Here is a 23,706-nt window from a genome sequence, read left to right on the forward strand (position 1 = left end):
TCGAATAAAGGATATATTCTAAAATTTAGTCAAAAGGTAAATCTGTATCATCAAAATCACTGCCATTGTTGAATGGATTGTTTTGTTGGTCGTATTTCGCTTTATTTTGCCCTTGTTGAACGTTTTGGTTATTTTGGGTATAGTTGTTACCTTTTTGATAACTCGTTCCATTTTGATATGAATTTGAGCCGTTTTGACTATCTTTAGGCTCTAAGAATTGAACGTTATCGCAAACTACTTCAGTTACATAAACACGACGACCTTCTTGGTTCTCGTAGCTACGAGATTGTAGCCTTCCATCAACGCCTGCTAATTTCCCTTTAGATAAATATTGGTTTACATTCTCTGCTGTTTTTCTAAATACAACACAATTGATGTAATCTGCTTCACGTTCTCCTTGTTGATTAGTAAATGTTCGATTGACTGCTAAAGTGAAGTTGCCTACTTCAACGCCACTCGGAGTAGTTCTAAGTTCAGGGTCTTTTGTAAGGCGACCGACAAGGGTTACAGAATTGATCATATTGTTGCTACCTCCATTGGTTTATTAATTATGATTGCTGGTGTTGTTTCTCTTTTGTGAATTTGTCTTGCGAGTTCTTTTCTGATTAACGCTTGGTCGAAGTTGCATAAACTCATGAACTTTTGAGCGTATGCTTCACTGCAATTCAACCGTGTAATAATGTCTTTAACTGTTATTGGCATCATTAATTTCCTCCTGTTAATTACTTTAGACTTCTAAATCCTTTCATTCGGTAATCGTCACCCTCCAAAGTAATGCCAGTGGTGTTAGACATTAACCGGCTAAATAATCTTTGTTGGTCTTTTGTTTTCGTTAATTCTTTGACTGATAGATTAGTTGTTATGATGTTGTGCTTGCCTACTCTACTTTCAGCAATTTGAAATAGTTTTGACATGCCATAGTCTGTAACATTCATACCGAAGTCATCGAAAACCATTAAATCAACTTGTCCAATCGCTCTTTCTAAATCTGTTTCTGAATACTCGCTATCTTTATCAAAGGTAGATCTAAACTTCGAAATCAATTCAGTTAAATTAATAAAGAGTACTGAATAATTTTTATCTTTCACTTCTTTTAAAATCGACATAGCTAAATGAGATTTTCCTAATCCAAATGAGCCTTGTAATAAAAGCGACTGCTTATTATCTTTATCAAATGAATTGGCATATCTTTCGCAGATTACTTTTGCTTTTTCTTGGTTTTGATTTTCTGGAATGTAAGTTTCGAAAGTAGCGTTTTTAGTTTCTTCGTTCTCACTTGAGAAACTTAAAATTCTATTTATTTCTTTCTGTTTTTGACGTTGCTTGAAATTACGTGTTAACTCTTTACCGTGTTCAATCATGTCGCAGTCACAACCTAGTCTGTAGGTATAACCATTTTTAAATTGGTATTCCTCATAATCGCGACCACATTTCTCACACTTGCCTTTTTCTAATAACTTAGGCTGCATTTTTTGTTCTAACTTATTCGCTAACTTTGGATTGAATAGACCATTCATTTAATCACCTCAACTATTCATATATTTAAGATACGGATTATCTTCATCAGCTATTTCTTCTTGTTTACTACGTTTATTATTTCTTGCTAAAATATCATCTACTGATCTAATTCCATCGTTGAACCATGATTTCAAAATTGAATTCACATAATTCCATTTGTATACATTGTTGTTTAAAGACTCTTTCATTGCTTCGATAACAATTTCATTTCCATTCTGTTCAAAGTCATCTATCCATGCTCCGATTTGGTCAGATATATATGGTTTAAGAACTCCAAACCCATTAACTTGGTAAAAGTCGAACGGTGACTGTTGCTTACTACTACTGTTATTCTTATTACTATCAATATTATTTAAATCATTATTATTACTGTTATTATTAGTAGCTTGCCCTTTCGCGTTTTCCCCGACCGCGTTTTCCATTTTGGCGTTTTCCATTTTCGCGCTTTCCCCAAATGGCATATCGCGAATTTTCTTCGGTTTTTCATAAACATAGTATTCGTATTCACCAAAATCTCCGTTCTCTTTTCTGGTTTGTTTCCGTTCAATATATCCAATTGCGATTAGTTCATTTACGCCACTATTAACAGCTTTTAATCCATCGGTCATATGTTTTTGAATTTCACTTGTGTATATTTTCCAATTATTAGGTCGACTTAATAAGTACAGCAATATTCCCTTAGCTTTAGCCGATATATTTGGATCATATATAAACCCCTTATGAACTAATACAAAATCGCCATCTTCTTTAACAGTTCTAAAAGTTGCCATTCATATTCTCCTTTCTTAAAGTACATATACTGGTCTACCAGTAACTTTCTGAATAGATTTCTTAAACAATACTTCGTCTGAATTGCTGTCAGATAAATGAATTAAATATGTTTCTTTCAATCTCGATAAATCACAATCATTTAGAAAATCAATTACATTCTCTAAACTGAAATGACTTTTTCTAATTCGCTTTTTCAAAGATGAATTTAGTACGCCGTTTTCTACATTTCGATTTAATATTTCGATACTGTTATTACACTCAATAAGCATGTGTGTAAGTCCTGTAAACGTGTATTTGATGTAATAGGTATCAGTCGCAAACAGTAGCTTGTCGCCACTGTCTGACTGAATGAGATAACCTAATGGCTGACCTGTGTCATGCTGAACATCAAAGGGCAATATTGTTAATGTGCCAATCTTGAAATGTTCTAGTGGTTGAATACCTTTTAATCTAAAGTTGTTATACCTTTTATCTATTGCTATCAGTTCGTCTTTTTCGATTTCTCCGATATAACAGTTGATACCGTAGTTTAATAATTCTTTTAATCCTTTGATGTGATCATTGTGTCTATGGCTGATTAAACATGCTGAAATGCTTTTTAGTTGGTAATTTAAAGCTTGTTGTATCTTTTTGAAGTTAAACCCACATTCAAGTAATAATTCTGTTTCACCGTCTGTAATGTGGTAGCAGTTCCCACTGGAACCACTACCTATACAATTAATTTTCATTACCAAATAATCCTTCATCGAATATTGATTGTTTAGCTTGTTTCTGTTCTTTAACTTCTTCAAACTGTGCAGGCTCAACTTCAACTTTTTCTTGTTGTTTTGGTGTTTCAACTTTTTGAGGTTCTTCTTTCGGAATATCAATTGCTGTTTTGTTAGCATTTTGTTTAATTTCTTGCTGAACATCATCGTTTACATTGATTGGTTGAATACTTTCTTCTTCGGTATACATAGCACCTAAATTTTCTGGAAAAGCTTCACGTAGTGCGTTTACAATCGCTGTTTTTCTAATCATTGTTAATGGCATTTGTTTCCATGTAGATTGCTTTTTATCGTATTCTTCAAGTGATACTTTAGCTACAATCGGCATTTCTCTATCTTCTCGATAAACCTTCGCCCAACCTCCAATTAAAACATCATTTTTAAGCTTTACAGCACCTTCAATTTCGTGTAATTCGTTGTTACGTTCTACAATGATTCCTGCTGCAATACCTTTGTATTTAGTGTTAGACTCTGCGCGTTTCATAAATGCCTCTTTACCAACAATTATTTGAGCATCTCCACCAAACTTAACGATGTACGCCTCATTTAAGAATGGGTTCAATTTTTGATACTTACAAAGTGATAAGAACATCATAATTTCTTGATCATTAACTTCTTTGTTACCTCTTACTAAATATTTTTTGATGATTGAAGGTGATAACTTAACTGTTTCACCGTTAACCTCATATGTTGTACTTGATTTCTCTACTATTTGATTTTGATTTGTCATTTTAATTCCTCCATTATTTTTATTAAATTACTTCTACAGTTAAGGCTTTGTCCTTTTTACTTACTTCTAATTGAATTTGTTGAGATGTTGTTTTATGAACGTCTGTAACAGATTCTGCATTGTCAATCATGATTGGTGCATAGAAATTATAGTGCTTAGATAAAGCATTTATGATGTCTAAACCGACATTTATTCTTGCTGCGTTATTTAATCCACTATCAAATGGAACACCGTTATGTGTTGCTATACAAACATCTTGAACACCTTGATTAATTTGCACATCAAACAATTTAAATTTAGTGATTTCAAATTTGTCATTGATTGAGCCTTCCATCAGATTTACTTTTTGTTTCGTAAATTCTTCTGTTAAAAATGTTGCATGTTCTAATTCGTTATATTCTTGGGCTAATTGTTCTTGTTTAGTTTCAAGTTCTTTAATACGATCTATAGCGCGTTGACTTACTTGGATATCATCTAACTTTTGTTTAATCTCTTGTTGCTGGTTAATTAATGGTTCTTTTTTGCTCTTAACGATGTTCTGAACGTCTTCATTGATACTTTGGATAGATTGTCCCTTTTTCTCTTTTAAGGCTTTAATTTCACTATCTAATTGCTTGTATTCGTCTGTATCTTTCACATCTGTATTATTGCTTTCGATTTTTTTGATACTTTCTTTGATTTCTTCTACATTCTTTGTTTCTTTTTCAATTTCTTCTTTCAGTTCTTCCATAGTTGATTCAATTTCATCGTTTTGTTCGGATAGTTGTTTCACTTTATTTCTAATTTCAATACCTTCTGATTGTATTTTTTCTAATCTTTCAGACTTATCAGCGTTGTAATTCTCTTTCATTTTCTGTATTGCTTCTTGTTGCATATGTTCTGGTATATCTTGACCACAGCAATCACATACAGTTGCTGTAGTAAACTCTTTCTGTTCATTTACTAATTCTTTATGTTTAATACCTAATGCTTTGAATTTTTCGTTTTGTTCTTCAATTACACTTTCATTTTTTTGCAGTTCAGCTGTTAAATTGCTTAAATCTCTACGTTTTGTTGCAATGGCTCTTTGTAGTTCAGAATCTTGGTTGATCAATGACGATAATTCTCGTTTGTTACCATGATTGTGATTATCTTTTAAATACTGGATATCAAGTTCTTTTGATTTGATATCTTTTTCAATCTTTTCAATTTCCAAACCGTTCTCTACATCTTTAATTTCAATATCTACTTGCTTGATTTGATTGTTAATTTCTTTTAACTCTTCTTCTAAAGTTTGTTTATTATATTTTCGAACGTCTGGCATGTTGTGGTTGATTTCATCTACACGTACTGGAATAGCCTTTAAATCTTCATTGATAGATTTCTTATTTCGACTAATACGCATCTTAAAATCTTCTAGTGATCCGTCGCCTAATAGTTTTTTGAGTTCTTTCAACTTACTATCTGAATTAATTACATCTTTGTCTGTTACTTCATCAACTAAACTCATTAATATCTTTTTACGTTCATCTTGTTTTAAACTGTTAAACCAAAACGGATTAGTTGTTAGTTTGAAAATTTGTTCGTCACTGATGATTGAGTTGATAAATTCATTAAAGTCTTTTAATTTTTTAGGTGTTAATTCTTCTTCTGAGGAACCTAATTCATATACCGTTTCGTGTCCTGTGAAAGTTGATTTCGCTTGTCCTCGTTTTCTTGTCCATTTCTCTGAATACGTTTTTTTAATATGTTGTTCTTTACCGTCAATATCTAAAACTGCATAAACACTGTGCTTTAAATTGTTTATTTCTTCTCCTGCGCTATCTAATGTTTTGATTGAAAATTTAGTAGCACCTTTACTATCTTTGTTGAAAAGTAACCAATAAAAAGCATCTGCAATCGTTGTTTTACCTGTGTTATTTTCTCCTTTTACAACAATATCTTTACCTTCGGCGTTTAATTCAAAGTGTTTAGCGCCTTTAAAGTTATCTAGAACTAACTTAATAAGCTTGATTTCCATATCCATATCCTCCTGTGGTATAATATTTACAAATCTTATTTCTTATTTGGACACCTTGGTCGAGGTGTCTTTTTTATTGAGTAAATTTAATTGTTCTTTTAATACTTGAATTTCTTGTTCCAATAATGAATTACGTTCTTTTTCTAATTCGTATAATTCTTGATAGTTTGTAATGTCTAGTAATTCATCAACTGTAATGTTTCCTAGTTTTGCAATCTTTTTAAGCCTTAATTTATTTGGTATTTGTTTACCATTTTCCCAATTTGAAACTACTCCAGATTTAACGTTATCAATTAATTTTCCGAACTCAGTCATCGACATTCCATGCTTTAACCTTATTGATCTGATTCTTTTTCCAACCGCTAAATGTGGTGGTTCTTCGGCACCTTTCAATAATTCTTCTACGGTGATATTGGCGAAATTTGCAATCTTTCTTAACCTTTCTGGATTAGGTCTATTTCTACCACTCTCCCATTTAGAAACTAAACTTTTTGTACCTAAAAACCTGTCTCCGAACTCTTCTTGTGTTAATCCGTTTTGTAGTCTTATATTTTTAAGTTTTCTTCCTAAATCATTATTCATTACTTTCTCCTTTCATCTTTTTTTAGTCGAATAAATCACGTGTCCAATTGTTACTACATAAAAACTTAAATAATCTCTCTACTTCGGTCGTGTTTGCTAGTACATAATCTCTTATCGCATTTTCGATAATATCTCTCTGACATTCGTAATCTGATTGGTCATAAAAGAATGTACGAATAATCATTTGGTCAGTTTCGATACATTTGATATCTAATGAAATGCCAGATGGTAACAAAGTCACTTCACTCATAAATTGAAAACCGTGATAAGGAAATATTGTTTTGCCTGCTGTTCCTACTTCAATCATTTAGATCCCTCCTTTAAATTTCATCATTTTTCAAACTGTTAAATACATGGTCAAACATTTCGAAAAACAATACTGTTACAAGCCAAAACATAAAGGAATGTTCAATAGGTGTTACCGAAAAACTAGCTATGATAAAGAATTCAATTACTATGATTAAAGTGAGTAACGGATACTTTAAAATGTTCATATAATCCCTCCTATATTCTGCGTTCCATTTTCAATTTTTGTTCGTGCGCTTTTACTAAATCTCTAATATTTTTATTAATGTGTTCACATGTCTTGTTGATAAATACAGTTCCCTGGAACAATACATCTTCACATTCGGACATTGTCTTAACGATTTCTTCTTTTTCATCTCTAGTCATATATTCTGGTCTTTTTAAGAAATTACATTCTTCTAAGGCGTATATTGCTTCTTTCATTTCTTTTATAAGTTGATATTTAACTAAACCAGGGTGATCATAATAATATTCGTCACTATGTGCAGGTGTGGAGAAACCATCTGAAAATTCATTTAAGGTATCTGTTACAAAAACTCCGTCATTACTATTTGTTGCTAACGCTTTATAAGTGTCTGCCGATATATTTCTTTGACCGTTAATCATCATTGACATGTTACTCTTTGTTGTTAATGCCATATCTGCCAATCTCTGTTGTGTCATTCCTGTTCTATCAATTTGTCTTTTGATTACATGTGTCATATTGTTCTCCTTCTTTCTATAATCCTTAATGATTAATGCGTGTGTTTGGTTAACTGTTCCGTCTTTAAAGTTCACATCATGTGATGTATTATTTAGTTATCATCATTTGGTCGAATAAATGATGTGTTCTAAAATCTCAATTTGGTCATTGAGTGTAACTGGACTAGGTTTGGTCACCTGGTTCAGTTATTTTTTTATGCAATCTCACTCGATAACTGTGCTTCATAGCCTTTTTCAGTCAAAATTTCATGTATTTTCAATCGACCTTTTTGTGTCCATTTAGTTTGAAGCTTTGTATCTTGTCTTCCATCCGAACGTACAATTGAAATCGTGTTCGACTTTGTTAATCCTTTATTCATATGTTCTTTATACAAAATCCATTGATTACCCACTTTTCTTTGTAATCTCGCTTCGTTTAATATCTTGTTTAATTTGTTAGCTGATAAACCATAGTCTGCTGCGATTTGTGTCGCTGTCATTGTTCCGTTGCTTTTAAGAATTTCATCTACATAGTCTGCTTTAGGTTTTAATTCTCCTATTTCTTGTTCTAGCATTAGTTTTTCTTGCTGTTCCTCTATCCAACGCTTCGCTCTCTGTACTGGATCTTCAATCATGTAACTATCTGACATTGAAATTGCTGTTTGCTTTATTTGTTCTTGCATTTGATAAAAAGCATCTACATAAGTTGCAGTGAATAAAATTCCTTTCTCACCAGTCATTTTGTTTGCTACCATGTCACAACCTTTTTTTGTTAGAAGAAATCTTTTTCTTAACTCTCCTTTTTTATCTTTATAAGTTGAAGGTACGAAATAATCTAACGAACTCAATTTTGAGTCGGTTAAAATTACAGAAGAATAATTCTCAATATCTCTTACCAAATTTGCATGTCGCTTGTTTGTCATTTCTGCTATTTCTCTACTGTCTACATATAATTCTTTGTTTTGTTCAATCACTTTTAAAGTTGTGCTCATTTGAAATTCCTCCAATTTTTTGTTTTTCGCATTGTAGTCACTAACTATATTTATTTGATACAATTAATTTAATTTACAATGAAAGCGTGGTGAGAAAATATGAAATTCTATTATTTAAATTTACATCCAAAAAATAATAACTATGAAGTACACGAAGAAGACTGTGTATTTATGCCAACTCTAGGCAACAGGAAATATTTGGGTTACTTTAGTAGTTGTAAAGATGCTGTAGAAAAAGCTATATCTTTATATCCAACATATAAAATTGATGGATGCTACTATTGTTCTAAAGAGTGTCATCAATTTTAGGATGTAAATAATCAACAAGTTTGTTGTACTCTTCTTCAAATTTTTCTAATTCAATTAGTCTATTAAAATTTATTAATTGATAATTAGTACTCCTAATCTCCTCCGCCAAGATGATGATTAGGAGTGTTATTTTGATTAGCCTTATTTTTTTCATTTATATCTCTCCTTTACATCCATTCTTTGTGTCTTCTATTCAGATACTGTTTAAATTTCTGAATATCTACTAATGTCAACGTTGCTGATAAACTTACATATAATTCTTTGACTCCTTTATTGTCTTTGTTATAATCTTTTAGCAATTTATAAACTGTACTTCGTCCTATCCCAAATAATTTATGGAGTTGATTTGGTTTTGCATATAATTGTTCAACGAATTTTTCTCTACCTGTTAAAGTGTTTGTTTCATTAGGTGGTGAAATTACTTTTGGCATGTTTATATCCTCCTTTTCTTTAGTTGACGTCCTATTACAACGTTTAGTCTTGGCAATGACTATTAAATGTATTTAAGCGTGGCTCATATCGTCGCTCACTCTCGCTCTTAAACGCTCTAGTAGGACGTCAACATGTTCGTTTTAAGTTCTGTCTTACTTATTTACTTTCAAATTTGTAATATTAAATTTGAAGGGTGGTGATACTGTGGATATCGATAAATTTATTGAAGATAATTGGCAAGATCATAATTCTGATTTAGAAAAATTGTTTAATAAATTTTCTAAATTAAGACCATTAAACAAAACCGAAAAATATTTAATGGAAGAAGCTATGAAAACCAATTCAAAAATTCAATTATCATTAATTTCAAAATTCTTAGATGAACGTTCAAAATGATTAGTCGTTTTAAAATAAAGTTCAAAAGCATTTTCACAATCTTTGAATTCTAACCACCAATGTTTCAAAAATTGATACGTATAAGTTATAAGCACTATATTTAAAGTTATTAGATGTAGTGCTTTAAACTTCTTAGTACTAATTTCGTATTGATAGTGATTCCACAATTTAAATCTTTTCATTGTATCCTCTCTTTCTGTGAACTGACTGGTCTATCATGTTCACTTTATATTTCGTATTATTTAGTTAGTCGAATAAATCATATGGTCTGTATGATTTTTAGTTGGTATAATTCGTTTACACCTTTAGTAAAGGGGGTGTAAAACATGTCTAAACTTGAATATAAAAAGTTAAACGCTCTATTCGCTGAACGTGATGAAAGATATCAAGAAATATTTAATTCTAAAATGCAAAACACAGAAAATTTATCAGATTATAAATCATTGGAACTAAAATTCAGTGCTTATCAAGAAGCTAATGATGAATTTCTCTTGCAATTACTTAGAACAATGAATCAATTGCATTAGGATTTTTATTCTCGTGATATTCTTTAAACCATTTTTTTCTTATTTGTTCACCGCGATATAACTCAACTTCTCTAACCAGTTTTTCGAAGTTATCGAATTTTAATTTTTGTTCAAGTTTATAAATCTTCCATATTACAACGGCAATTGTAATGTGGGAGATTAATCTAAAAATCTTTACCATATTTGTTCCTCCTTTTAATTATTGGTCGAATAAATCAAGTGTTCTATTAAGTTTCCTTTTCGGTAACTTTCGGTGTAAAAAAAATATCTTCATAATTTACATCTAGTATCAAGCAAATTTTAGATATATCATTTGCACTAAATTGTCTTAACCCAACTTCTTTTTTGTAATATCCTTGATAACTATTGAAGCCCATTTTGTTTGACATCTGTTCGATTGAAATACCTTTTTGCTTGCGTATTTCTTTGATCCTGTTTGTATTAACTTCTGGGAATGTCATGTTGTCACCTCCTATTACCGTATCGGTAACTATAATATATATTACCTAAATGGTAATGTCAACAATTTTATTACCGAAAAGGAAATTTATTTAATTTTACCAATATGGTAACATATGAGTAGAGAGTGGAGGTATACATTATGCCTAATGTTTTAGGGAATAATATAAAGCTTTATCGCAAACAGAAAGGTATTAATCAAAAAGATTTAGCCACTAAACTTGGGGTTTCTAATGTTGTGCTTTCAAGATATGAAAGTGGGATAAGAACTCCAGATATAAGTACTCAAAATAAACTAGCTGATATTTTAGAAGTATCATTAGATGAATTACACGGTCGTAAAACTAAGAAAAGACTTAACCTCTTTGAAGATGCTGAAGTTTTGATGTTTTCAGACAAAGAAGGCTGGGACGAACTATCCGATGACCGTAAAAAAGAAATTATGCGAGAATTATCAGATTTAGCCGACTTCTATATCGAGAAAGACAAAAAGGCTAAAGGTGATCAATAGAAAAGAGTATGAACTAACACCCTGTTGGTTTATATTTTTTAACCAAATTTTAGATTGTACTAAATTAGTAAACTACGTTTTAAAATTTGATTTTAGCAAAAGAGTGCTAAATAAAAATATTTATAATTATAATGGGATAAACACATATGCTGAACTTTATGGAAACATAAAGAAGCCACCGATAAAAAACGGTGGCGATAACATAATTGAGTAACGGAACGACTACCAACCTTTCAACAATTGTAAGCAAGTCAATTGCTTCGGGTTCTTATAAAACAGTTAAATCACAGCGAGAAGGGACTGGTTCAACTATAGTGAAATCAACTTCAATTGGAGATATGCTCTCTCGTGTGACAGATACTAAATCAAGTCTTGGCAGTTTCGCTACAAACACGCTTACAGGTAATTAATTGCCCTACTGTATAGTAATATATAGTATGCATCGGGTGAATTCAAAGGAAACCTAAGTCTAATTTAAAGATATGGCAACTTTGAGCTAAGCTAACAAACTCAGTAAAAGTAGTTAGAAAGTGCAACGCATAGTCATTGAGTATGAGAACAATATTATGACCACGAGCGCCCGATATCCCTTTCATTATATCAATTATTTTTTAAAAATAAATGTATATATAATAATTATAAAAGGTAGTTATAAAAAATTTACATATAAAAGGAGAACAAGTATGAACAATCAAGAAGGTATCAATACTAAAAGTAACAAGAAAAAATGGATATGGGGATGTGGCGGTTGTTTAGGAATTTTTATAATACTTGCTATAATCTTTGGAGCATGTAGTGCAGTATTTGTTAATAGTGTTGATGAAGAAGTAAATGGAACTAAAGAAGAACAAAAGAAAAATAAAAAAACATCTGAAAAAAGATATAAAGTCGGTGACGATGTTACTATCAAAGATGTGCAATTTAAATTGGTTGATGCATATTATACTGATGAAAGAAATGAATTCGCAGATGTAGAAGCTGATAAAGTCTTAGTTGTAGATATGGAAATTAAAAACAATGGAGATGAAGACATTCCAGTTGGAACTGATGTAAAAGCATATGCTGATGGAAAACAGTTAGAGAGTTACCCTGTGGATGATGAATTATTAGATGGTTTATCGCCTGGTAGAAGTATACAAGGAAAAACCGGTTTTGCTATTACTGGTAACCCTAAAAAACTAGAATTAGAATTTAGTCCTTTTGCTGATTTCAGTGGGACAAAAGCAATATACAACTTAGAACCATAATAAACTTTATTTTTAGCTGACCACTAAATATTTTGGTCGGCTTTTATTTCAAACTAAAACCGAACATACGTTCTTATAAATTGGAGGAATAGAACATGAATACAAACACTTTAATTGAAATGCCAGAAAGATATAAACAATTTAGAACTGGAATATCAAAGTTTGCAACTTCAAGAGATAACAAAAGGATAGAAAATAACGATCAAGCAATTATTATTTACTTTGATGAAACAGACAATATTGAACCTTTACTGTTCGATAAAGATATTGTAGTTATTAATGATGAAATGAACGGTACTCCTTTTAACCAATTTGTTGCAGAAATTAATTTTATTGAATCAGATAGATTTGAAATAAAAAAATTATCAAACTATGTTGCTATTGATAACACTAGCTACTCTATTGAAGATATAAACAACGTAAATATAATCGGTAAAGTGATTAAGTTAATTAGATCATTTGATTAGATTTGGAGGATATTTTATGAGAGTCGAAGATATAGTAAATGATATCACTGCGTATACAATTTTAGATAACAGTGATTTGAATATAGAGTTTCTAAGCAATATTTATAACATTCTAGTCGTTTATAACTCCCCTATTACACTTTATGCCAAAGTAAGGAACAGAGACGTTATATTTGTTAAAAATGATACTACAGAAAACATGTGGAAAGCATTTTGTCATGAGTTTGCACATTTTCATTTGCATTTTGGCAATCAAACGAAAACAAAAAGCTTATTTAATTTTAAACAAGAAGCAGAAGCTGAAAAGTTTTCTTTATTACTACGTATGCCTGAAAGATTAATCGTTACAAATGAGTTGTGGACTGCTGAGCAGCTTGTGTATTACTTTAAGGTAACGTATTTAGAAGCTTATAAAAGATTAGAAATGTTGATAAATAGAAGTAAGACACATCGTCTAGTAGGCATTAAATCTATCTAGGAGGAATATTAATGTGGGTAGAAAAAATAAAAAATAAACATGGAAAGACACAATATAGATACTATGAGAAGTTTAAAGACCCATATACTACAAAATGGAGAAGAACAAGCGTAGTTCTAAATACAAACAACAAACAATCAAATCGTGAAGCAATTAGATTGCTTGAAGAAAAGATAAAAAAAGAGATTAATGATTATTCTAGGGAAAATAAGGAATTAACTTTTCACGCTGTGATTACTGAATGGTTTACATTACACACAAAAACATCAGGCATTAAGCCCACAACGTTACAAAATCATAAAATATTAATCAATCATTTAAAAGATTCAATAAATAAAGATGTATTACTATATAAAATAGATCATGCCTTTATGCAAAAACTTGTCATTAAATTATTTGATAATCATTCATCAAAAGTTTCAATTAGAGTATTAAATATGTTTGTAAGAATAATCAAGTATGCTGATAGTCATTTTAAAACTAATCTAAAAACAGAATTTGATACTATTACAATTCCAAAAAAACCAAAAACTATTGAAGAAATTGAAAAGGAAAAGAAAAAGCAATTTAATTACTTGGAAATGAATACTGTTTTAGAAATTAGAGACACCATTTTAAACAGCAAATATAATAACAAAAGGATGAAGTTCCTAGTTGCTAGTATTATCGAATTACAAGCATTAACTGGACTTAGAATAGGAGAAGTACAAGCGCTTAAAGTTGGAGATATTGACTTGCAAAACAAAACATTATCTGTAAATGGTACAATACACTGGTTAAAAAATGACGAAGGTTATGGTTATAAAGATACAGCTAAAACTATAGGTTCACATAGAACCATTTCATTGAATAAACGTTCATGTGATATATTAAAATCGGTTTTACTAGAGCATAAAGCAATGGCTAGGTGGGTTGATAAATATAAGGATAGAGGCTTTATATTTACTACTACTGGTGGAAATCCTATATACTCACATAAAATAAATAGACTCTTAGCAATGGCAGCTAAGAGCCTAAATCTTGATAAACATATTACAACACACACATTTCGACATACACATATTAGTTTGCTTGTTGAAATGAATATATCACTAAAAGCTATAATGAAACGTGTAGGACATACAGATGAACAAACAACTATAAAAGTGTATACTCACGTCACCGAGAAAATGGACAAATTACTTATTGAAAAACTCGAAAATATCCCATATTAGATAAAATCAATCAAATCTGCCCTTAATTTGCCCTTTGATAGTTTTAAAAATATATTTATTAGCTACAAACACTGGAAATTAAGGGTATTTTTCAATTATTTACATCATCATCTGCGGATTAATATCTATCTCTAGTGATAGTTTATCTTTCAAGTATTGCTCGTGATAAAAATCATCCAGATATTGTAAGGCTGTTAATAAATCTGGTTCATTCTTAAATTTAATTAATATTTGGAATCGATGTTTATTATTAATACGTGATAACGGGCTTGGTGATGGTCCTAATACAAAGGATTGTGTAGTAACGTGTTGCAACAATATGCCATGTATATGTTTGGATGCTTTTAATACTTTTTTAATATCTGTATGACTAATGGTCAAATTCACAAGATAGTAATATGGTGGGTACTTACCAATTTGTCTAAATTTCATTTCTTTTTGATAAAAGGACAGATAGTCATTACTTGTGACATCTAAGATAGCGTAATGATCCGGGTTATATGTTTGAATCATGACTTCGCCTTGTTTCTCGTGTCTACCTGCTCTACCTGCCACTTGAGTCAGTAATTGGAATGTCTTTTCACTCGATCTGAAATCTGGCAAGTTTAACATCGTATCTGCATTAAGTACGCCTACTAATGTAATATTTTCAAAGTCCAATCCTTTAGCAATCATTTGTGTTCCTAACAAAATATTTGCTTCTTGGTTTCCGAAAGCTGTTAATAATTTTTCGTGGGCACCTTTTTTCGAAGTTGTATCGACATCCATTCTAATGACTTTAGCGCGGTCGAATGTGTCGTATATAATTTCTTCGACTTTCTGCGTGCCAACACCCATTTGTCGTATATGTTCACTTTCACAACTTGGACATCTTTGAGGCATAGGTTCACTGTATCCACAATAATGACATTTTAAATCATCATGTGTTTTGTGATATGTAAGCGAGATATCACAATTTGGACATTGTGGCACATGCCCGCAATCTCTGCATAATACAAAAGATGAATGCCCTCTTCTATTTAAGAACAATACAATTTGTTCACCTTTATCAATGCGATCTTGAATGGCTTTTGTCAGGTCATTAGAGAACATCGAACGATTACCTTCTTGAAGTTCTTCCCTCATATCAATTAGTTCAATTTCAGGCATTTTCTGTTGATTCACACGTTCTGGCAATCCTAAATATTGATAAACATTTTTCTCTGCACGTGCAAATGTTTCAAGACTTGGTGTAGCTGATCCTAATACGACTGGGCATTTGTGATATTCACTTCTCCATATCGCGATTTCTCTTGCATGATATCTCGGATAATCTTCTTGCTTATACGTTGCTTCATGCTCTTCGTCAATTATAATAAGACCTAATTTTTCAAATGGTGCAAACACACTTGATCTCGCACCGACTGAAACACTTGCTTTACCATCTCTTATTTTTTGCCATTCATCATATTTTTCACCTTTAGATAAACCGGAATGTAATACAGCTACTTCATCACCAAAGCGCGCTTTAAATCGGTTAACCATTTGCGGTGTTAATGCAATTTCAGGCACAAGCATAATCGCCTGTTCGCCTTTTTTGAGTACATTCTCAATAGTTTGTAAATATACTTCTGTTTTTCCTGAACCCGTCACACCGTGTAAAAGAAACGTCTTCGATTCATTATTACGAACCGCTTCATCAATCTGTGTAAAAGCTTCATGTTGGGCTTCAGTTAATGCTTTATTATGTTCTTTTTCAAAAATACGATGCTCATACGGATCTCTATTCATGATGCCATCGTATTTTTCTAATATTTGATTTTTAACAAGCGTATTGATACTCGATTCTGAGAAGCCTTCTTCTTTTAATGTTCTGAGCATGACATCTTCTCGTCTATGCTCAATTAAATAGTTCATGACATCAAGTTGTTTTTCTTTTTTACTCAATGACATTAAAATCTCATCTAATCGATCTGTAGGTACGATTCTTACGCAAGTTACATATTTTCTTGTGAGTTGTTGACCTACGATTGTGTCTTTTATAATCGCATCATTTTCTACAAATTCTTCTAAAATAGAAACAATTTGAAGTTGTTGCGCTTGTTCAAATGTTAAAATACCTTCTTTATTAAAATGATTTAAATATTGTGCAGGAATCCCTTCTGAATCAGCAACACAATATACTTTCTGATATTTAGCTTTGACAGCACTCGGTAACATAATTTCTAAAGCAGAGATACGCTTTACTAAGTGAAAGTTAGACATCCATTCACTCAATTCAATGAGTTCCGCTGTTAGCTCTGGTTTAAAGTCTTTAACACGAATAATTGATTTTAATTTAGATTGATCAATGTCACTTGTTAATTCTTCACTTATGCCAATGACAAATCCTTGAATTTTACGTGGACCAAAAGGCACTTCAACTCTAACACCGACTTTGACGATATCTACAATATCTTGCGGAATTAAATAATCAAATATTTTGTCGACATTTTTAGCTGGAATATCTACGACTACATTTGCAATCAATCTTCCCACCTACTAGTAATTTCATTTAAAATTTTAATGGCAACTTTTTGTTTAGAAGCTTTAGCAATTGGTACTTTATCGCCATTTGCAAAATACATATCTACTTCATTATCTGAAGATCTAAAGCCAATTGCCTCATTCGCGACGTGATTTGCGACGATGACGTCTGCATTTTTCTTTTTCAATTTACCCATCGCATATTCTTCAACATTATCCGTTTCAGCCGCAAATCCAACTAAATATTGCTTATCTTTATGTTCCCCTAAATATTTAAGGATGTCTGTCGTTCTTTTAAATGTTAGCTGTAAGTCGCCATCTTTCTTTTTCATTTTATGTTCAGAAGTTTCAACTGGTGTATAATCAGCGACTGCTGCTGCTTTAATAATCATGTCCATATCATTCATACGCGATTTAACAGCTTGGAACATATCTTCAGCACTTGTTACTTGAACAAACTCTACGCCAACAGGTTGTGTTAAATTCGTTTCTCCACTTACTAACGTAACGTTCGCCCCTAAATCTCTTGCAGCCTCAGCTAATGCATAACCCATTTTTCCACTTGAACGATTTGTAAAATAGCGTACAGCATCTACTTTTTCAACTGTTGGTCCAGCAGTTACAAGTACATTTTTACCTTTTAAAGCAAAAGTTTGTGGTTGTGCTTGTTCTTTAAAATAATCATCAATAATTGTCAAAATGGTAATCGGTTCTTCCATTCTACCTCTTGCAACATAACCACAAGCTAAATAACCTTCCCCAGGCGCAATGAATTTATAACCATAATTTCTTAAACGAGACATATTTTCAACGGTAGAAGGATGTTCAAGCATATGAACATTCATTGCTGGTGCGATAAAAACAGGAGCAGTCGTAGCGAGTAATGTTGAAGTCACCATGTTATCTGCTAAGCCATTTGCTAATTTACTAATTGTATTAGCTGTTGCAGGTGCAACGATGACTGCATCAGCCCAGTCAGCTAACGTAATATGTTGAATTTCACTGACATCTTTTTCGTCAAAAGTATCTGTATAAACGTGATTGCGACTTATAGCTTGAAATGCCAATGGTGTCACAAATTGTTTCGCATGTTCAGTTAACATGACGCGCACTTGATAGCCGCTTTGTGTTAATTTGCTCGTTAAATCTATAGCTTTATAGGCAGCTATTCCCCCAGTTACAGCTAGAAGTATATTCTTCATTTGTGTAGTCCTCCGATTAATTCGATTCTTAAACTTTATACTTATTATACATTCTTTAAAAAAGACTGTCATGAATCTAAATTCCAATATACATATTCAATAAAAAGACCTTTCATGTATGGATTGGTCGTCCAAACATAAAAGGTCTTTCGTTAATTCAAATGATTAGTCTTCTAATTTAGCATATACTTTATGTGCTGCTATTTCTTCTAGTGCTTGACCTACATTTTTTAGTGAACGGTATTCATCTAATAATAAACTGTCAGGGTTTTCTTGTAGTTCACGTGCTCTCTTAGCTGCAGTTGTTACAACTAAATATTTAGAATTGATGCTGTCTTTTAATTCGTTTTGTGGTGGGTATAACATTATTTTTTTGCCTCCAATATCATTTTTCTGTAACGTGCTTCAACGCGTTCTCTTTTTAAGTGTTCAGCTTCTACGATGGCTTGAATACGCTCTTTCGCTAATTCAACTTCATCGTTTACAACAACATAATCGTAAAGGTTCATCATTTCAACTTCTTTACGTGCTTCAAGAATACGGTTCTGTATGATTTCATCTGATTCAGTTCCACGACCGACAAGTCTTTCTTTTAAATGCTCAAGACTCGGTGGTGCTAAGAAAATAAATAATGCTTCAGGAAATTTCTTTCTAACCTGTTTCGCACCTTCTACTTCAATTTCTAAAAATACATCATAACCGTTATCCATCGTATCTCTTACGTATTGTACTGGCGTACCATAGTAATTACCAACATACTCAGCATACTCTATAAATTGGTCATCAGCAATTAAAGCTTCAAATTCTTCTCTTGATTTAAAGAAATAATCTACGCCATCCGTTTCTCCTTCACGCATGTTTCGAGTAGTCATAGAGATAGAATATTTAAAATCCGTACTCGGATCATCAAATATTGATTTACGTACTGTTCCTTTACCAACTCCAGATGGGCCAGAGAGCACTATCAGTAACCCTTTTTCTATGTTCATGTCAAACGACCTTTCCTAATGAATACTTACGATTTATTATCATTTTGTTTTTTTATATCTTACCATATTTCAATTCTATATGGCTAGAGACGTTTAAAGATTAAACAGAATTATACTCATTTAATCTCTTACATGTTACAATAAATTGACTTTTGATAAAGGTGTGAATGCAAATGGCTTTTGATGGCTTATTTACTAGAAAGATCGTTGAAGATATACAATCGCTCGTAACTGGGCGAATTCATAAAATTACTGAACCGAGTAATGACACAATTATATTAACAATTCGAAGTGAACGAAAAAATAAACAATTACTATTGTCAACACATGCAAATTTCAGTCGTTTTCACTTAACTGCTGAAAAATTTGATAATCCTTTCGATCCACCTATGTTTCTTAGAGTACTACGTAAACATTTAGATGGCGGTATTATTCAAAGTATTACACAAATTGGTAATGACAGATTAGTAGAAATCGATGTTCATTCTCGAGATGAAATTGGTGATTTAAGAAAACGAACAATTGTATTAGAAATTATGGGTAGACATAGTAATATCATTTTAATTGATGGAGACCGTAAAATTATCGACGGCTTTAAACATCATACACCTAATACCAATACCGCTCGTACAATTATGCCAGGTTTCAAATATGAATATCCACCTACTGTTAAGAAATTAAATCCATTCGAAGTGGATGATATCAATAAATATATTGATTTTAATTCGGGTAAAATTGACCGACAGCTCCTTCAACAATTTGAAGGTTTTAGTCCACTTATAACGAAAGAAATTACATCAAGACGACCATTTATGAATCAAGAAACATTAGTAGAAGCTTTTAATGAAGTGATGGACGAAGTACAACAATCACCTAAACCTGTTATTTATAGTGATGATTCGACTGGAAAAGAAATTTTCTATTTTATGCCGTTACATTCATATGGGAATGACTATATGTCCTTTAATAGTTTACATGAATGTTTAGATAGATTTTATGAATCACGTGGTGAAAGAGAGCGTGTTAAACAACGTGCATTAGATTTAGTTAAGATTGTTGACCAACATCTTCAAAAAAATCGCCATAAACTAGAGAAATTAATTAATGAGCGAGAAGCGGCTCGTAACAAAGATGAGCAACAATTATTTGGAGAATTAATAACGGCAAATATGTATCAAATTAAACAAGGCGACAAATCGTTAGAAACTATTAATTATTATAACAATGAGCCTATTACGATACCTTTAAATCCAACAAAATCACCTTCAATGAATGCACAATATTATTACAAACAATATAACAGACTTAAGACACGTGAAATAGAATTAGATAAGCAAATCAAATTGACACAATCTAATATCTTATATTTCGAATCATTAGAACAACAACTTGCTCATATTTCTGTTGATGATATTGATGACATTAGAGAAGAATTAGAAGATCAAGGTTTTGTGAAGAAACGTAAAAATAAGAAAAAGAAAAATTCTAACAAAATTACGTTAACGACATTTATTTCTACAGATGGTCAAACGATTTTATTAGGTAAAAATAATAAACAAAACGATTACTTAACGCATCGTGTCGCAAGAAAAAATCAATTATGGTTCCATACGAAAGATATTCCAGGTTCACATGTTGTCATACAAGAAGATGAACCAACACAAAAAACAATCGAAGAAGCGGCAATGATTGCTGGGTATTATTCTAAAGCAAGTCAATCAGGTCAAATCCCTGTTGACTACACTGCTATAAAGAATGTCCATAAACCGAGTGGTGCTAAACCAGGATTTGTCACTTACGACAGTCAAACAACACTTTATGTCACGACTGATTATGACGACATTAAAAAATTACTTAAAAAATAACAAAAACTTTCATAACTTGATTGGCCAGAAATCATTTTCAAAGGCTGATAAGTTATGAAAGTTTTTCTATTATATATTGCATTTATGACTGTTGTTCAGGTAAAGCAAGTTGGAAGTTCACGCCAAATTTATCTTGAACCCACGCAAACTCTCTAAATGTTGGTGGTAATTCTGTTTTCGGCATGAGAATCGCGCCTCCAGATTTAAGTTTAGAATATAAATGTTCCATTTCCATTGCTGATTCACACGTTACATATAATGACATTGCAGGATTCATCTCAATTTCAACACCATTTGTTTGATCGATTCCCATAAATATTTGTCCATTTATTTTAAATATAGAATGTTGAACAGTCCCAGGTTCACCAGGTCCTTCTTCACCATACTTAACCATTGTTAAAATTTCACTATCTTTAAAAATAGACGTATAAAAATTAATCGCTTCTTCAGCTTCACCGTTAAACATTAAAAATGTCGTAATTTTTGGTATCATTGAATAAACACTCCATCAACAGATTTTAATCATTTTTTAAATCGTATATTATTTAGTATAATCTTATTAAGCTTTAAAGACAAAGGAGAGATTTTATGTCACTTTCATTATTGTTACCGATCGTTATTATGTTAGCCATCATCATTGTCGGATATATATTTATTAAACTATTTATGGATTAAAATACAACATAAAGAAATGCTTGGAACAATGTCCAAGCATTTCTTTTTTATTATATTTCAATTATTTACTTGCTACTAAATCTATTCCAAATAACCATGGAACCATGAACCATACAAATCCGACGATAATCACACAGCTGATTAAGTTTAACCAAAATCCGGCTGTCGCCATTTCTCGAATGGTTACTTTGTCTGTACCAAATACAATCGCATTTGGTGGAGTACCAACTGGTAACATAAATGCACAGTTTGCAGCCATTGCTGCTGGAATCATTAATGCTAGTGGATGAACATGAATACCAACTGCAATTGTAGCTAAAATTGGTAAGATCATTGTAGCCGTTGCAGTATTAGATGTAATTTCTGTTAAGAATAATACAAACAGCGTAACAATTCCTATAATTAAGATGATATTGACGCCATCTAATCCTGAAATTTGTTTACCCATCCATTTATCTAATCCACTTTCTGTAATGGCAGAAGCTACTGCTAAACCACCACCAAATAGTAATAAAATACCCCACGGTAAATCTTTAGCAATTGACCAATCAAGAATTCTAGCAAATTTGCGTCTTGCTGGAATTAAGAAAAGAATTACTGCTACGAACATTGAAATAGTGCCATCTTTAACTAATTCTGTAAAAGGTAATTGTGTTAATAAAAATTCTCTAGATACCCATAAAAATGCTGCTAAACAGAATAGTGTGAATACAACTTTTTCTTCATAAGTCGTCTTACCTAAAGACTTTAACTCTCTTGTGATAATTTCTCTTCCACCAGGAAGTTCTTTCATATCATGTTTAAATATTACGAAATTTAAATATGCCCAAGTTATTGCGAGTAAGATAATGACTGTAGGTACACCCATAACCATCCATTGACCAAATCCAATTTCTTCTCCGAAAATCTTTTCGTATTGACCTTTCAAAATAATAAGTGGCGGTGTCCCAATTAAAGTACCCAATCCTCCGATAGTACCTGCATAACCGATACCGAGTACTAAAGATTTTTCAAACTGTGATAAATTGTGATTGTCATTGCCTTCAGCTGTTAATTCATTCGCTTCTTTAATAATTGCCATACCGATTGGAATCATGATCATTACGGCTGCTGTGTTTGAAACAAACATCGATAAAGCACCCGTTGCAATCATAAATCCTAATAAAATTCTACCTGTACTCGTACCAATACTTTTAATAATGACGAGTGCAATTCTAGTATGTAAATTCCATCTTTCCATCGCAATAGCAATAATGAAACCTCCTAAGAATAGGAATACTATATCATCTCCATATGCACTTGAAACGGTCGCGCTATCCATAATTCCGCCTAAAGGAAAAAGGAATAAAGGCATTAAGCTTGTTGCTGGAATAGGAATCGCTTCAGTAATCCACCATATAGCAATCCATAAAGTAGCTGCCATAACGTAGACACCATTTTGACTTAATCCATCTGCTTTAAAAAATAGTAACACAACTAAAAATAGTAATGGTCCTAGTATTAATCCGATAAGTTGCGCAGTATTGTAAGCTTTTAATTCAGGATCTGGCTTATTTTGATTTTTCATTGCATCCGCAGAAAAGAATTTTAACATTTCTTTCGTACGTCCACTTTCTTTCCAAAGTTGATTCGTAAACTTATTGTCATGTTTATTCATAATTTTCGCCCCCTTTAAAAGTGTATACGTTTACATTTTAACAAAGGTTTTATGCAATTCATACAATTTTCTGAATATTCATGGTTATATATAAAAAAACTGCTGAAAAATTGAATATCAATTTTTCAGCAGTTTTTTTACTTTTCTTCATGTTGATCATCAAAGAATCCTTTTGCTTCTAATTCTTTTTTGATACTTTTGAATATATTTTTGTCGCCTAAATCATATCTTCTCTGTCTATTCACGTTTGTGTTATTTGAATAACCTGTACGTTCGTACATATTTTCGTCTCTTACTTCATAGTGATTAAAGTCAGGTTTCGCATTAGAATCTTTTTTAAGAAAATCATTAATATGTCCCCATTTTTTTATCTGCTCTTGTTCTTCTGCAGCAGATAATTTATGTTGGCTTTCCATAAAGACCCCCC

The 23,706-nt window shown here is 31.8% G+C and carries 32 protein-coding genes; 9 read left to right on the forward strand and 23 right to left on the reverse strand.

The genetic code is table 11. The annotated features are described in order from the left end of the window. Positions 1-25: 25 nt before the first annotated feature. The 14 genes from ssb to LQ675_RS01050 form a co-directional block, all read right to left on the reverse strand. Positions 26-520 carry a single-stranded DNA-binding protein gene (gene ssb / locus LQ675_RS00985; protein WP_239726885.1) on the reverse strand — a complete coding sequence of 165 codons (495 nt, stop codon included), beginning with the start codon at positions 518-520 and terminating at the stop codon, positions 26-28. Continuing rightward, the gene (locus LQ675_RS00990) at positions 517-705 is read right to left on the reverse strand and encodes a hypothetical protein (RefSeq protein WP_239726883.1); all 189 of its coding nucleotides are present in this window, start codon (positions 703-705) and stop codon (positions 517-519) included. Before LQ675_RS00990 ends, ssb begins: the two co-directional genes overlap by 4 nt. A gap of 17 nt (positions 706-722) precedes the next feature. Then, complete coding sequence (locus LQ675_RS00995) at positions 723-1,517, reverse strand: ATP-binding protein (protein ID WP_191835900.1); 795 nt, start codon at positions 1,515-1,517, stop codon at positions 723-725. A gap of 9 nt (positions 1,518-1,526) precedes the next feature. Continuing rightward, on the reverse strand, positions 1,527-2,288 hold the full coding sequence (locus tag LQ675_RS01000) for a DnaD domain protein (RefSeq protein ID WP_239726881.1): 762 nt from the start codon (positions 2,286-2,288) through the stop codon (positions 1,527-1,529). A 15-nt stretch (positions 2,289-2,303) separates the two neighbouring features. Then, complete coding sequence (locus tag LQ675_RS01005; RefSeq protein ID WP_239726879.1) at positions 2,304-3,017, reverse strand: MBL fold metallo-hydrolase; 714 nt, start codon at positions 3,015-3,017, stop codon at positions 2,304-2,306. Beyond that, a complete protein-coding gene (gene bet / locus LQ675_RS01010; protein WP_239726877.1) occupies positions 3,007-3,786 on the reverse strand; it encodes a phage recombination protein Bet in 780 nt (259 codons plus the stop codon). The genes LQ675_RS01005 and bet overlap by 11 nt, the downstream gene beginning before the upstream one ends. 22 nt (positions 3,787-3,808) lie before the next feature. Beyond that, a complete protein-coding gene (locus LQ675_RS01015; RefSeq protein WP_239726875.1) occupies positions 3,809-5,785 on the reverse strand; it encodes a hypothetical protein in 1,977 nt (658 codons plus the stop codon). Positions 5,786-5,827: 42 nt separating this feature from the next. Beyond that, positions 5,828-6,367 carry a helix-turn-helix domain-containing protein gene (locus LQ675_RS01020; protein WP_239726873.1) on the reverse strand — a complete coding sequence of 180 codons (540 nt, stop codon included), beginning with the start codon at positions 6,365-6,367 and terminating at the stop codon, positions 5,828-5,830. Between the two features lie 22 nt (positions 6,368-6,389). Further along, positions 6,390-6,674 carry a hypothetical protein gene (locus tag LQ675_RS01025; protein WP_217843752.1) on the reverse strand — a complete coding sequence of 95 codons (285 nt, stop codon included), beginning with the start codon at positions 6,672-6,674 and terminating at the stop codon, positions 6,390-6,392. A gap of 13 nt (positions 6,675-6,687) precedes the next feature. Next, entirely contained in the window at positions 6,688-6,861 is a 174-nt protein-coding gene (locus LQ675_RS01030) for a hypothetical protein (protein WP_204256601.1), read from the reverse strand. 10 nt (positions 6,862-6,871) lie between these two features. Continuing rightward, complete coding sequence (locus LQ675_RS01035; RefSeq protein WP_239726870.1) at positions 6,872-7,375, reverse strand: helix-turn-helix domain-containing protein; 504 nt, start codon at positions 7,373-7,375, stop codon at positions 6,872-6,874. Between the two features lie 194 nt (positions 7,376-7,569). Continuing rightward, the gene (locus tag LQ675_RS01040; RefSeq protein WP_239726868.1) at positions 7,570-8,346 is read right to left on the reverse strand and encodes a phage regulatory protein/antirepressor Ant; all 777 of its coding nucleotides are present in this window, start codon (positions 8,344-8,346) and stop codon (positions 7,570-7,572) included. 286 nt (positions 8,347-8,632) lie between these two features. Continuing rightward, positions 8,633-8,809, reverse strand: a complete 177-nt coding sequence (locus tag LQ675_RS01045) for a hypothetical protein (protein WP_239726866.1) — start codon at positions 8,807-8,809, stop codon at positions 8,633-8,635. A 13-nt stretch (positions 8,810-8,822) separates the two neighbouring features. Then, entirely contained in the window at positions 8,823-9,086 is a 264-nt protein-coding gene (locus tag LQ675_RS01050; RefSeq protein WP_239726864.1) for a helix-turn-helix domain-containing protein, read from the reverse strand. A gap of 205 nt (positions 9,087-9,291) precedes the next feature. Between LQ675_RS01050 and LQ675_RS01055 the strand changes: the two genes are divergently transcribed. Together LQ675_RS01055 and LQ675_RS01060 are read left to right on the forward strand one after the other, a co-directional pair. Beyond that, entirely contained in the window at positions 9,292-9,483 is a 192-nt protein-coding gene (locus LQ675_RS01055; RefSeq protein ID WP_167811883.1) for a hypothetical protein, read from the forward strand. A gap of 326 nt (positions 9,484-9,809) precedes the next feature. After that, positions 9,810-10,010, forward strand: a complete 201-nt coding sequence (locus LQ675_RS01060) for a hypothetical protein (RefSeq protein WP_239726862.1) — start codon at positions 9,810-9,812, stop codon at positions 10,008-10,010. Here the strand turns inward: LQ675_RS01060 and LQ675_RS01065 are convergent. Both LQ675_RS01065 and LQ675_RS01070 read right to left on the reverse strand, forming a co-directional pair. Continuing rightward, on the reverse strand, positions 9,985-10,191 hold the full coding sequence (locus LQ675_RS01065) for a hypothetical protein (protein WP_204168927.1): 207 nt from the start codon (positions 10,189-10,191) through the stop codon (positions 9,985-9,987). The genes LQ675_RS01060 and LQ675_RS01065 overlap by 26 nt on opposite strands. Positions 10,192-10,237: 46 nt before the next feature. After that, the gene (locus LQ675_RS01070; RefSeq protein WP_107590691.1) at positions 10,238-10,471 is read right to left on the reverse strand and encodes a helix-turn-helix transcriptional regulator; all 234 of its coding nucleotides are present in this window, start codon (positions 10,469-10,471) and stop codon (positions 10,238-10,240) included. Between the two features lie 140 nt (positions 10,472-10,611). Between LQ675_RS01070 and LQ675_RS01075 the strand changes: the two genes are divergently transcribed. The 6 genes from LQ675_RS01075 to LQ675_RS01100 all read left to right on the forward strand — a co-directional run bounded on the left by LQ675_RS01075 (position 10,612) and on the right by LQ675_RS01100 (position 14,386). Next, positions 10,612-10,980, forward strand: coding sequence for a helix-turn-helix domain-containing protein (locus LQ675_RS01075; protein WP_107590692.1), 369 nt, complete (start codon positions 10,612-10,614; stop codon positions 10,978-10,980). A 206-nt stretch (positions 10,981-11,186) separates the two neighbouring features. Further along, positions 11,187-11,390 carry a hypothetical protein gene (locus tag LQ675_RS01080; protein ID WP_204255617.1) on the forward strand — a complete coding sequence of 68 codons (204 nt, stop codon included), beginning with the start codon at positions 11,187-11,189 and terminating at the stop codon, positions 11,388-11,390. A gap of 273 nt (positions 11,391-11,663) precedes the next feature. Beyond that, complete coding sequence (locus LQ675_RS01085) at positions 11,664-12,227, forward strand: DUF4352 domain-containing protein (protein WP_204255616.1); 564 nt, start codon at positions 11,664-11,666, stop codon at positions 12,225-12,227. 95 nt (positions 12,228-12,322) lie between these two features. Further along, on the forward strand, positions 12,323-12,694 hold the full coding sequence (locus LQ675_RS01090) for a hypothetical protein (protein WP_239726859.1): 372 nt from the start codon (positions 12,323-12,325) through the stop codon (positions 12,692-12,694). A gap of 16 nt (positions 12,695-12,710) precedes the next feature. Continuing rightward, the gene (locus LQ675_RS01095; protein WP_058612451.1) at positions 12,711-13,172 is read left to right on the forward strand and encodes an ImmA/IrrE family metallo-endopeptidase; all 462 of its coding nucleotides are present in this window, start codon (positions 12,711-12,713) and stop codon (positions 13,170-13,172) included. Positions 13,173-13,183: 11 nt separating this feature from the next. Further along, complete coding sequence (locus LQ675_RS01100; RefSeq protein WP_239726857.1) at positions 13,184-14,386, forward strand: tyrosine-type recombinase/integrase; 1,203 nt, start codon at positions 13,184-13,186, stop codon at positions 14,384-14,386. A gap of 99 nt (positions 14,387-14,485) precedes the next feature. On the opposite strand, the gene priA is transcribed toward LQ675_RS01100, so the two are convergent. The 4 genes from priA to gmk all read right to left on the reverse strand — a co-directional run bounded on the left by priA (position 14,486) and on the right by gmk (position 19,082). Then, positions 14,486-16,894, reverse strand: a complete 2,409-nt coding sequence (gene priA / locus LQ675_RS01105) for a primosomal protein N' (protein ID WP_152291681.1) — start codon at positions 16,892-16,894, stop codon at positions 14,486-14,488. Beyond that, the gene (coaBC, locus tag LQ675_RS01110; RefSeq protein ID WP_152291682.1) at positions 16,891-18,093 is read right to left on the reverse strand and encodes a bifunctional phosphopantothenoylcysteine decarboxylase/phosphopantothenate--cysteine ligase CoaBC; all 1,203 of its coding nucleotides are present in this window, start codon (positions 18,091-18,093) and stop codon (positions 16,891-16,893) included. The genes priA and coaBC overlap by 4 nt, the downstream gene beginning before the upstream one ends. A gap of 165 nt (positions 18,094-18,258) precedes the next feature. Then, entirely contained in the window at positions 18,259-18,459 is a 201-nt protein-coding gene (gene rpoZ, locus LQ675_RS01115; RefSeq protein WP_048542480.1) for a DNA-directed RNA polymerase subunit omega, read from the reverse strand. Continuing rightward, positions 18,459-19,082, reverse strand: coding sequence for a guanylate kinase (gene gmk, locus LQ675_RS01120; RefSeq protein ID WP_025904573.1), 624 nt, complete (start codon positions 19,080-19,082; stop codon positions 18,459-18,461). Before gmk ends, rpoZ begins: the two co-directional genes overlap by 1 nt. Before the next feature lie 173 nt (positions 19,083-19,255). Here gmk and LQ675_RS01125 point away from each other — a divergent pair, with 173 nt between their 5' ends. Continuing rightward, positions 19,256-20,947 (forward strand): Rqc2 family fibronectin-binding protein, encoded by a 1,692-nt coding sequence (locus LQ675_RS01125; protein WP_048542478.1) that lies wholly within the window; start codon positions 19,256-19,258, stop codon positions 20,945-20,947. Between the two features lie 82 nt (positions 20,948-21,029). Here LQ675_RS01125 and LQ675_RS01130 read toward each other — a convergent pair whose 3' ends face one another. The 3 genes from LQ675_RS01130 to LQ675_RS01140 form a co-directional block, all read right to left on the reverse strand. Then, positions 21,030-21,440: a VOC family protein gene (locus tag LQ675_RS01130; RefSeq protein WP_048542477.1), complete on the reverse strand. Its 411-nt coding sequence runs from the start codon at positions 21,438-21,440 to the stop codon at positions 21,030-21,032. 243 nt (positions 21,441-21,683) lie between these two features. Further along, positions 21,684-23,279, reverse strand: coding sequence for an SLC13 family permease (locus LQ675_RS01135; RefSeq protein WP_454104994.1), 1,596 nt, complete (start codon positions 23,277-23,279; stop codon positions 21,684-21,686). 137 nt (positions 23,280-23,416) lie between these two features. Next, complete coding sequence (locus LQ675_RS01140) at positions 23,417-23,695, reverse strand: hypothetical protein (protein ID WP_048542476.1); 279 nt, start codon at positions 23,693-23,695, stop codon at positions 23,417-23,419. Between the last annotated feature and the right edge of the window lie 11 nt (positions 23,696-23,706).

Origin of the sequence: Mammaliicoccus sp. D-M19, from assembly GCF_022386695.1 — a bacterium.
Lineage (GTDB): Bacteria > Bacillota > Bacilli > Staphylococcales > Staphylococcaceae > Mammaliicoccus > Mammaliicoccus sciuri.

What these genes read in the sequence shown, in the direction of transcription:
- ssb (WP_239726885.1), bottom strand. Translation starts at nt 520, where the DNA reads ATGATCAATTCTGTAACCCTTGTCGGTCGCCTTACAAAAGACCCTGAA.
- LQ675_RS00990 (WP_239726883.1), bottom strand. Translation starts at nt 705, where the DNA reads ATGATGCCAATAACAGTTAAAGACATTATTACACGGTTGAATTGCAGT.
- LQ675_RS00995 (WP_191835900.1), bottom strand. Translation starts at nt 1,517, where the DNA reads ATGAATGGTCTATTCAATCCAAAGTTAGCGAATAAGTTAGAACAAAAA.
- LQ675_RS01000 (WP_239726881.1), bottom strand. Translation starts at nt 2,288, where the DNA reads ATGGCAACTTTTAGAACTGTTAAAGAAGATGGCGATTTTGTATTAGTT.
- LQ675_RS01005 (WP_239726879.1), bottom strand. Translation starts at nt 3,017, where the DNA reads ATGAAAATTAATTGTATAGGTAGTGGTTCCAGTGGGAACTGCTACCAC.
- bet (WP_239726877.1), bottom strand. Translation starts at nt 3,786, where the DNA reads ATGACAAATCAAAATCAAATAGTAGAGAAATCAAGTACAACATATGAG.
- LQ675_RS01015 (WP_239726875.1), bottom strand. Translation starts at nt 5,785, where the DNA reads ATGGAAATCAAGCTTATTAAGTTAGTTCTAGATAACTTTAAAGGCGCT.
- LQ675_RS01020 (WP_239726873.1), bottom strand. Translation starts at nt 6,367, where the DNA reads ATGAATAATGATTTAGGAAGAAAACTTAAAAATATAAGACTACAAAAC.
- LQ675_RS01025 (WP_217843752.1), bottom strand. Translation starts at nt 6,674, where the DNA reads ATGATTGAAGTAGGAACAGCAGGCAAAACAATATTTCCTTATCACGGT.
- LQ675_RS01030 (WP_204256601.1), bottom strand. Translation starts at nt 6,861, where the DNA reads ATGAACATTTTAAAGTATCCGTTACTCACTTTAATCATAGTAATTGAA.
- LQ675_RS01035 (WP_239726870.1), bottom strand. Translation starts at nt 7,375, where the DNA reads ATGACACATGTAATCAAAAGACAAATTGATAGAACAGGAATGACACAA.
- LQ675_RS01040 (WP_239726868.1), bottom strand. Translation starts at nt 8,346, where the DNA reads ATGAGCACAACTTTAAAAGTGATTGAACAAAACAAAGAATTATATGTA.
- LQ675_RS01045 (WP_239726866.1), bottom strand. Translation starts at nt 8,809, where the DNA reads ATGAAAAAAATAAGGCTAATCAAAATAACACTCCTAATCATCATCTTG.
- LQ675_RS01050 (WP_239726864.1), bottom strand. Translation starts at nt 9,086, where the DNA reads ATGCCAAAAGTAATTTCACCACCTAATGAAACAAACACTTTAACAGGT.
- LQ675_RS01060 (WP_239726862.1), top strand. Translation starts at nt 9,810, where the DNA reads ATGTCTAAACTTGAATATAAAAAGTTAAACGCTCTATTCGCTGAACGT.
- LQ675_RS01065 (WP_204168927.1), bottom strand. Translation starts at nt 10,191, where the DNA reads ATGGTAAAGATTTTTAGATTAATCTCCCACATTACAATTGCCGTTGTA.
- LQ675_RS01070 (WP_107590691.1), bottom strand. Translation starts at nt 10,471, where the DNA reads ATGACATTCCCAGAAGTTAATACAAACAGGATCAAAGAAATACGCAAG.
- LQ675_RS01075 (WP_107590692.1), top strand. Translation starts at nt 10,612, where the DNA reads ATGCCTAATGTTTTAGGGAATAATATAAAGCTTTATCGCAAACAGAAA.
- LQ675_RS01085 (WP_204255616.1), top strand. Translation starts at nt 11,664, where the DNA reads ATGAACAATCAAGAAGGTATCAATACTAAAAGTAACAAGAAAAAATGG.
- LQ675_RS01090 (WP_239726859.1), top strand. Translation starts at nt 12,323, where the DNA reads ATGAATACAAACACTTTAATTGAAATGCCAGAAAGATATAAACAATTT.
- LQ675_RS01095 (WP_058612451.1), top strand. Translation starts at nt 12,711, where the DNA reads ATGAGAGTCGAAGATATAGTAAATGATATCACTGCGTATACAATTTTA.
- LQ675_RS01100 (WP_239726857.1), top strand. Translation starts at nt 13,184, where the DNA reads ATGTGGGTAGAAAAAATAAAAAATAAACATGGAAAGACACAATATAGA.
- coaBC (WP_152291682.1), bottom strand. Translation starts at nt 18,093, where the DNA reads ATGAAGAATATACTTCTAGCTGTAACTGGGGGAATAGCTGCCTATAAA.
- rpoZ (WP_048542480.1), bottom strand. Translation starts at nt 18,459, where the DNA reads ATGTTATACCCACCACAAAACGAATTAAAAGACAGCATCAATTCTAAA.
- gmk (WP_025904573.1), bottom strand. Translation starts at nt 19,082, where the DNA reads ATGAACATAGAAAAAGGGTTACTGATAGTGCTCTCTGGCCCATCTGGA.
- LQ675_RS01125 (WP_048542478.1), top strand. Translation starts at nt 19,256, where the DNA reads ATGGCTTTTGATGGCTTATTTACTAGAAAGATCGTTGAAGATATACAA.
- LQ675_RS01130 (WP_048542477.1), bottom strand. Translation starts at nt 21,440, where the DNA reads ATGATACCAAAAATTACGACATTTTTAATGTTTAACGGTGAAGCTGAA.
- LQ675_RS01135 (WP_454104994.1), bottom strand. Translation starts at nt 23,279, where the DNA reads ATGAATAAACATGACAATAAGTTTACGAATCAACTTTGGAAAGAAAGT.
- LQ675_RS01140 (WP_048542476.1), bottom strand. Translation starts at nt 23,695, where the DNA reads ATGGAAAGCCAACATAAATTATCTGCTGCAGAAGAACAAGAGCAGATA.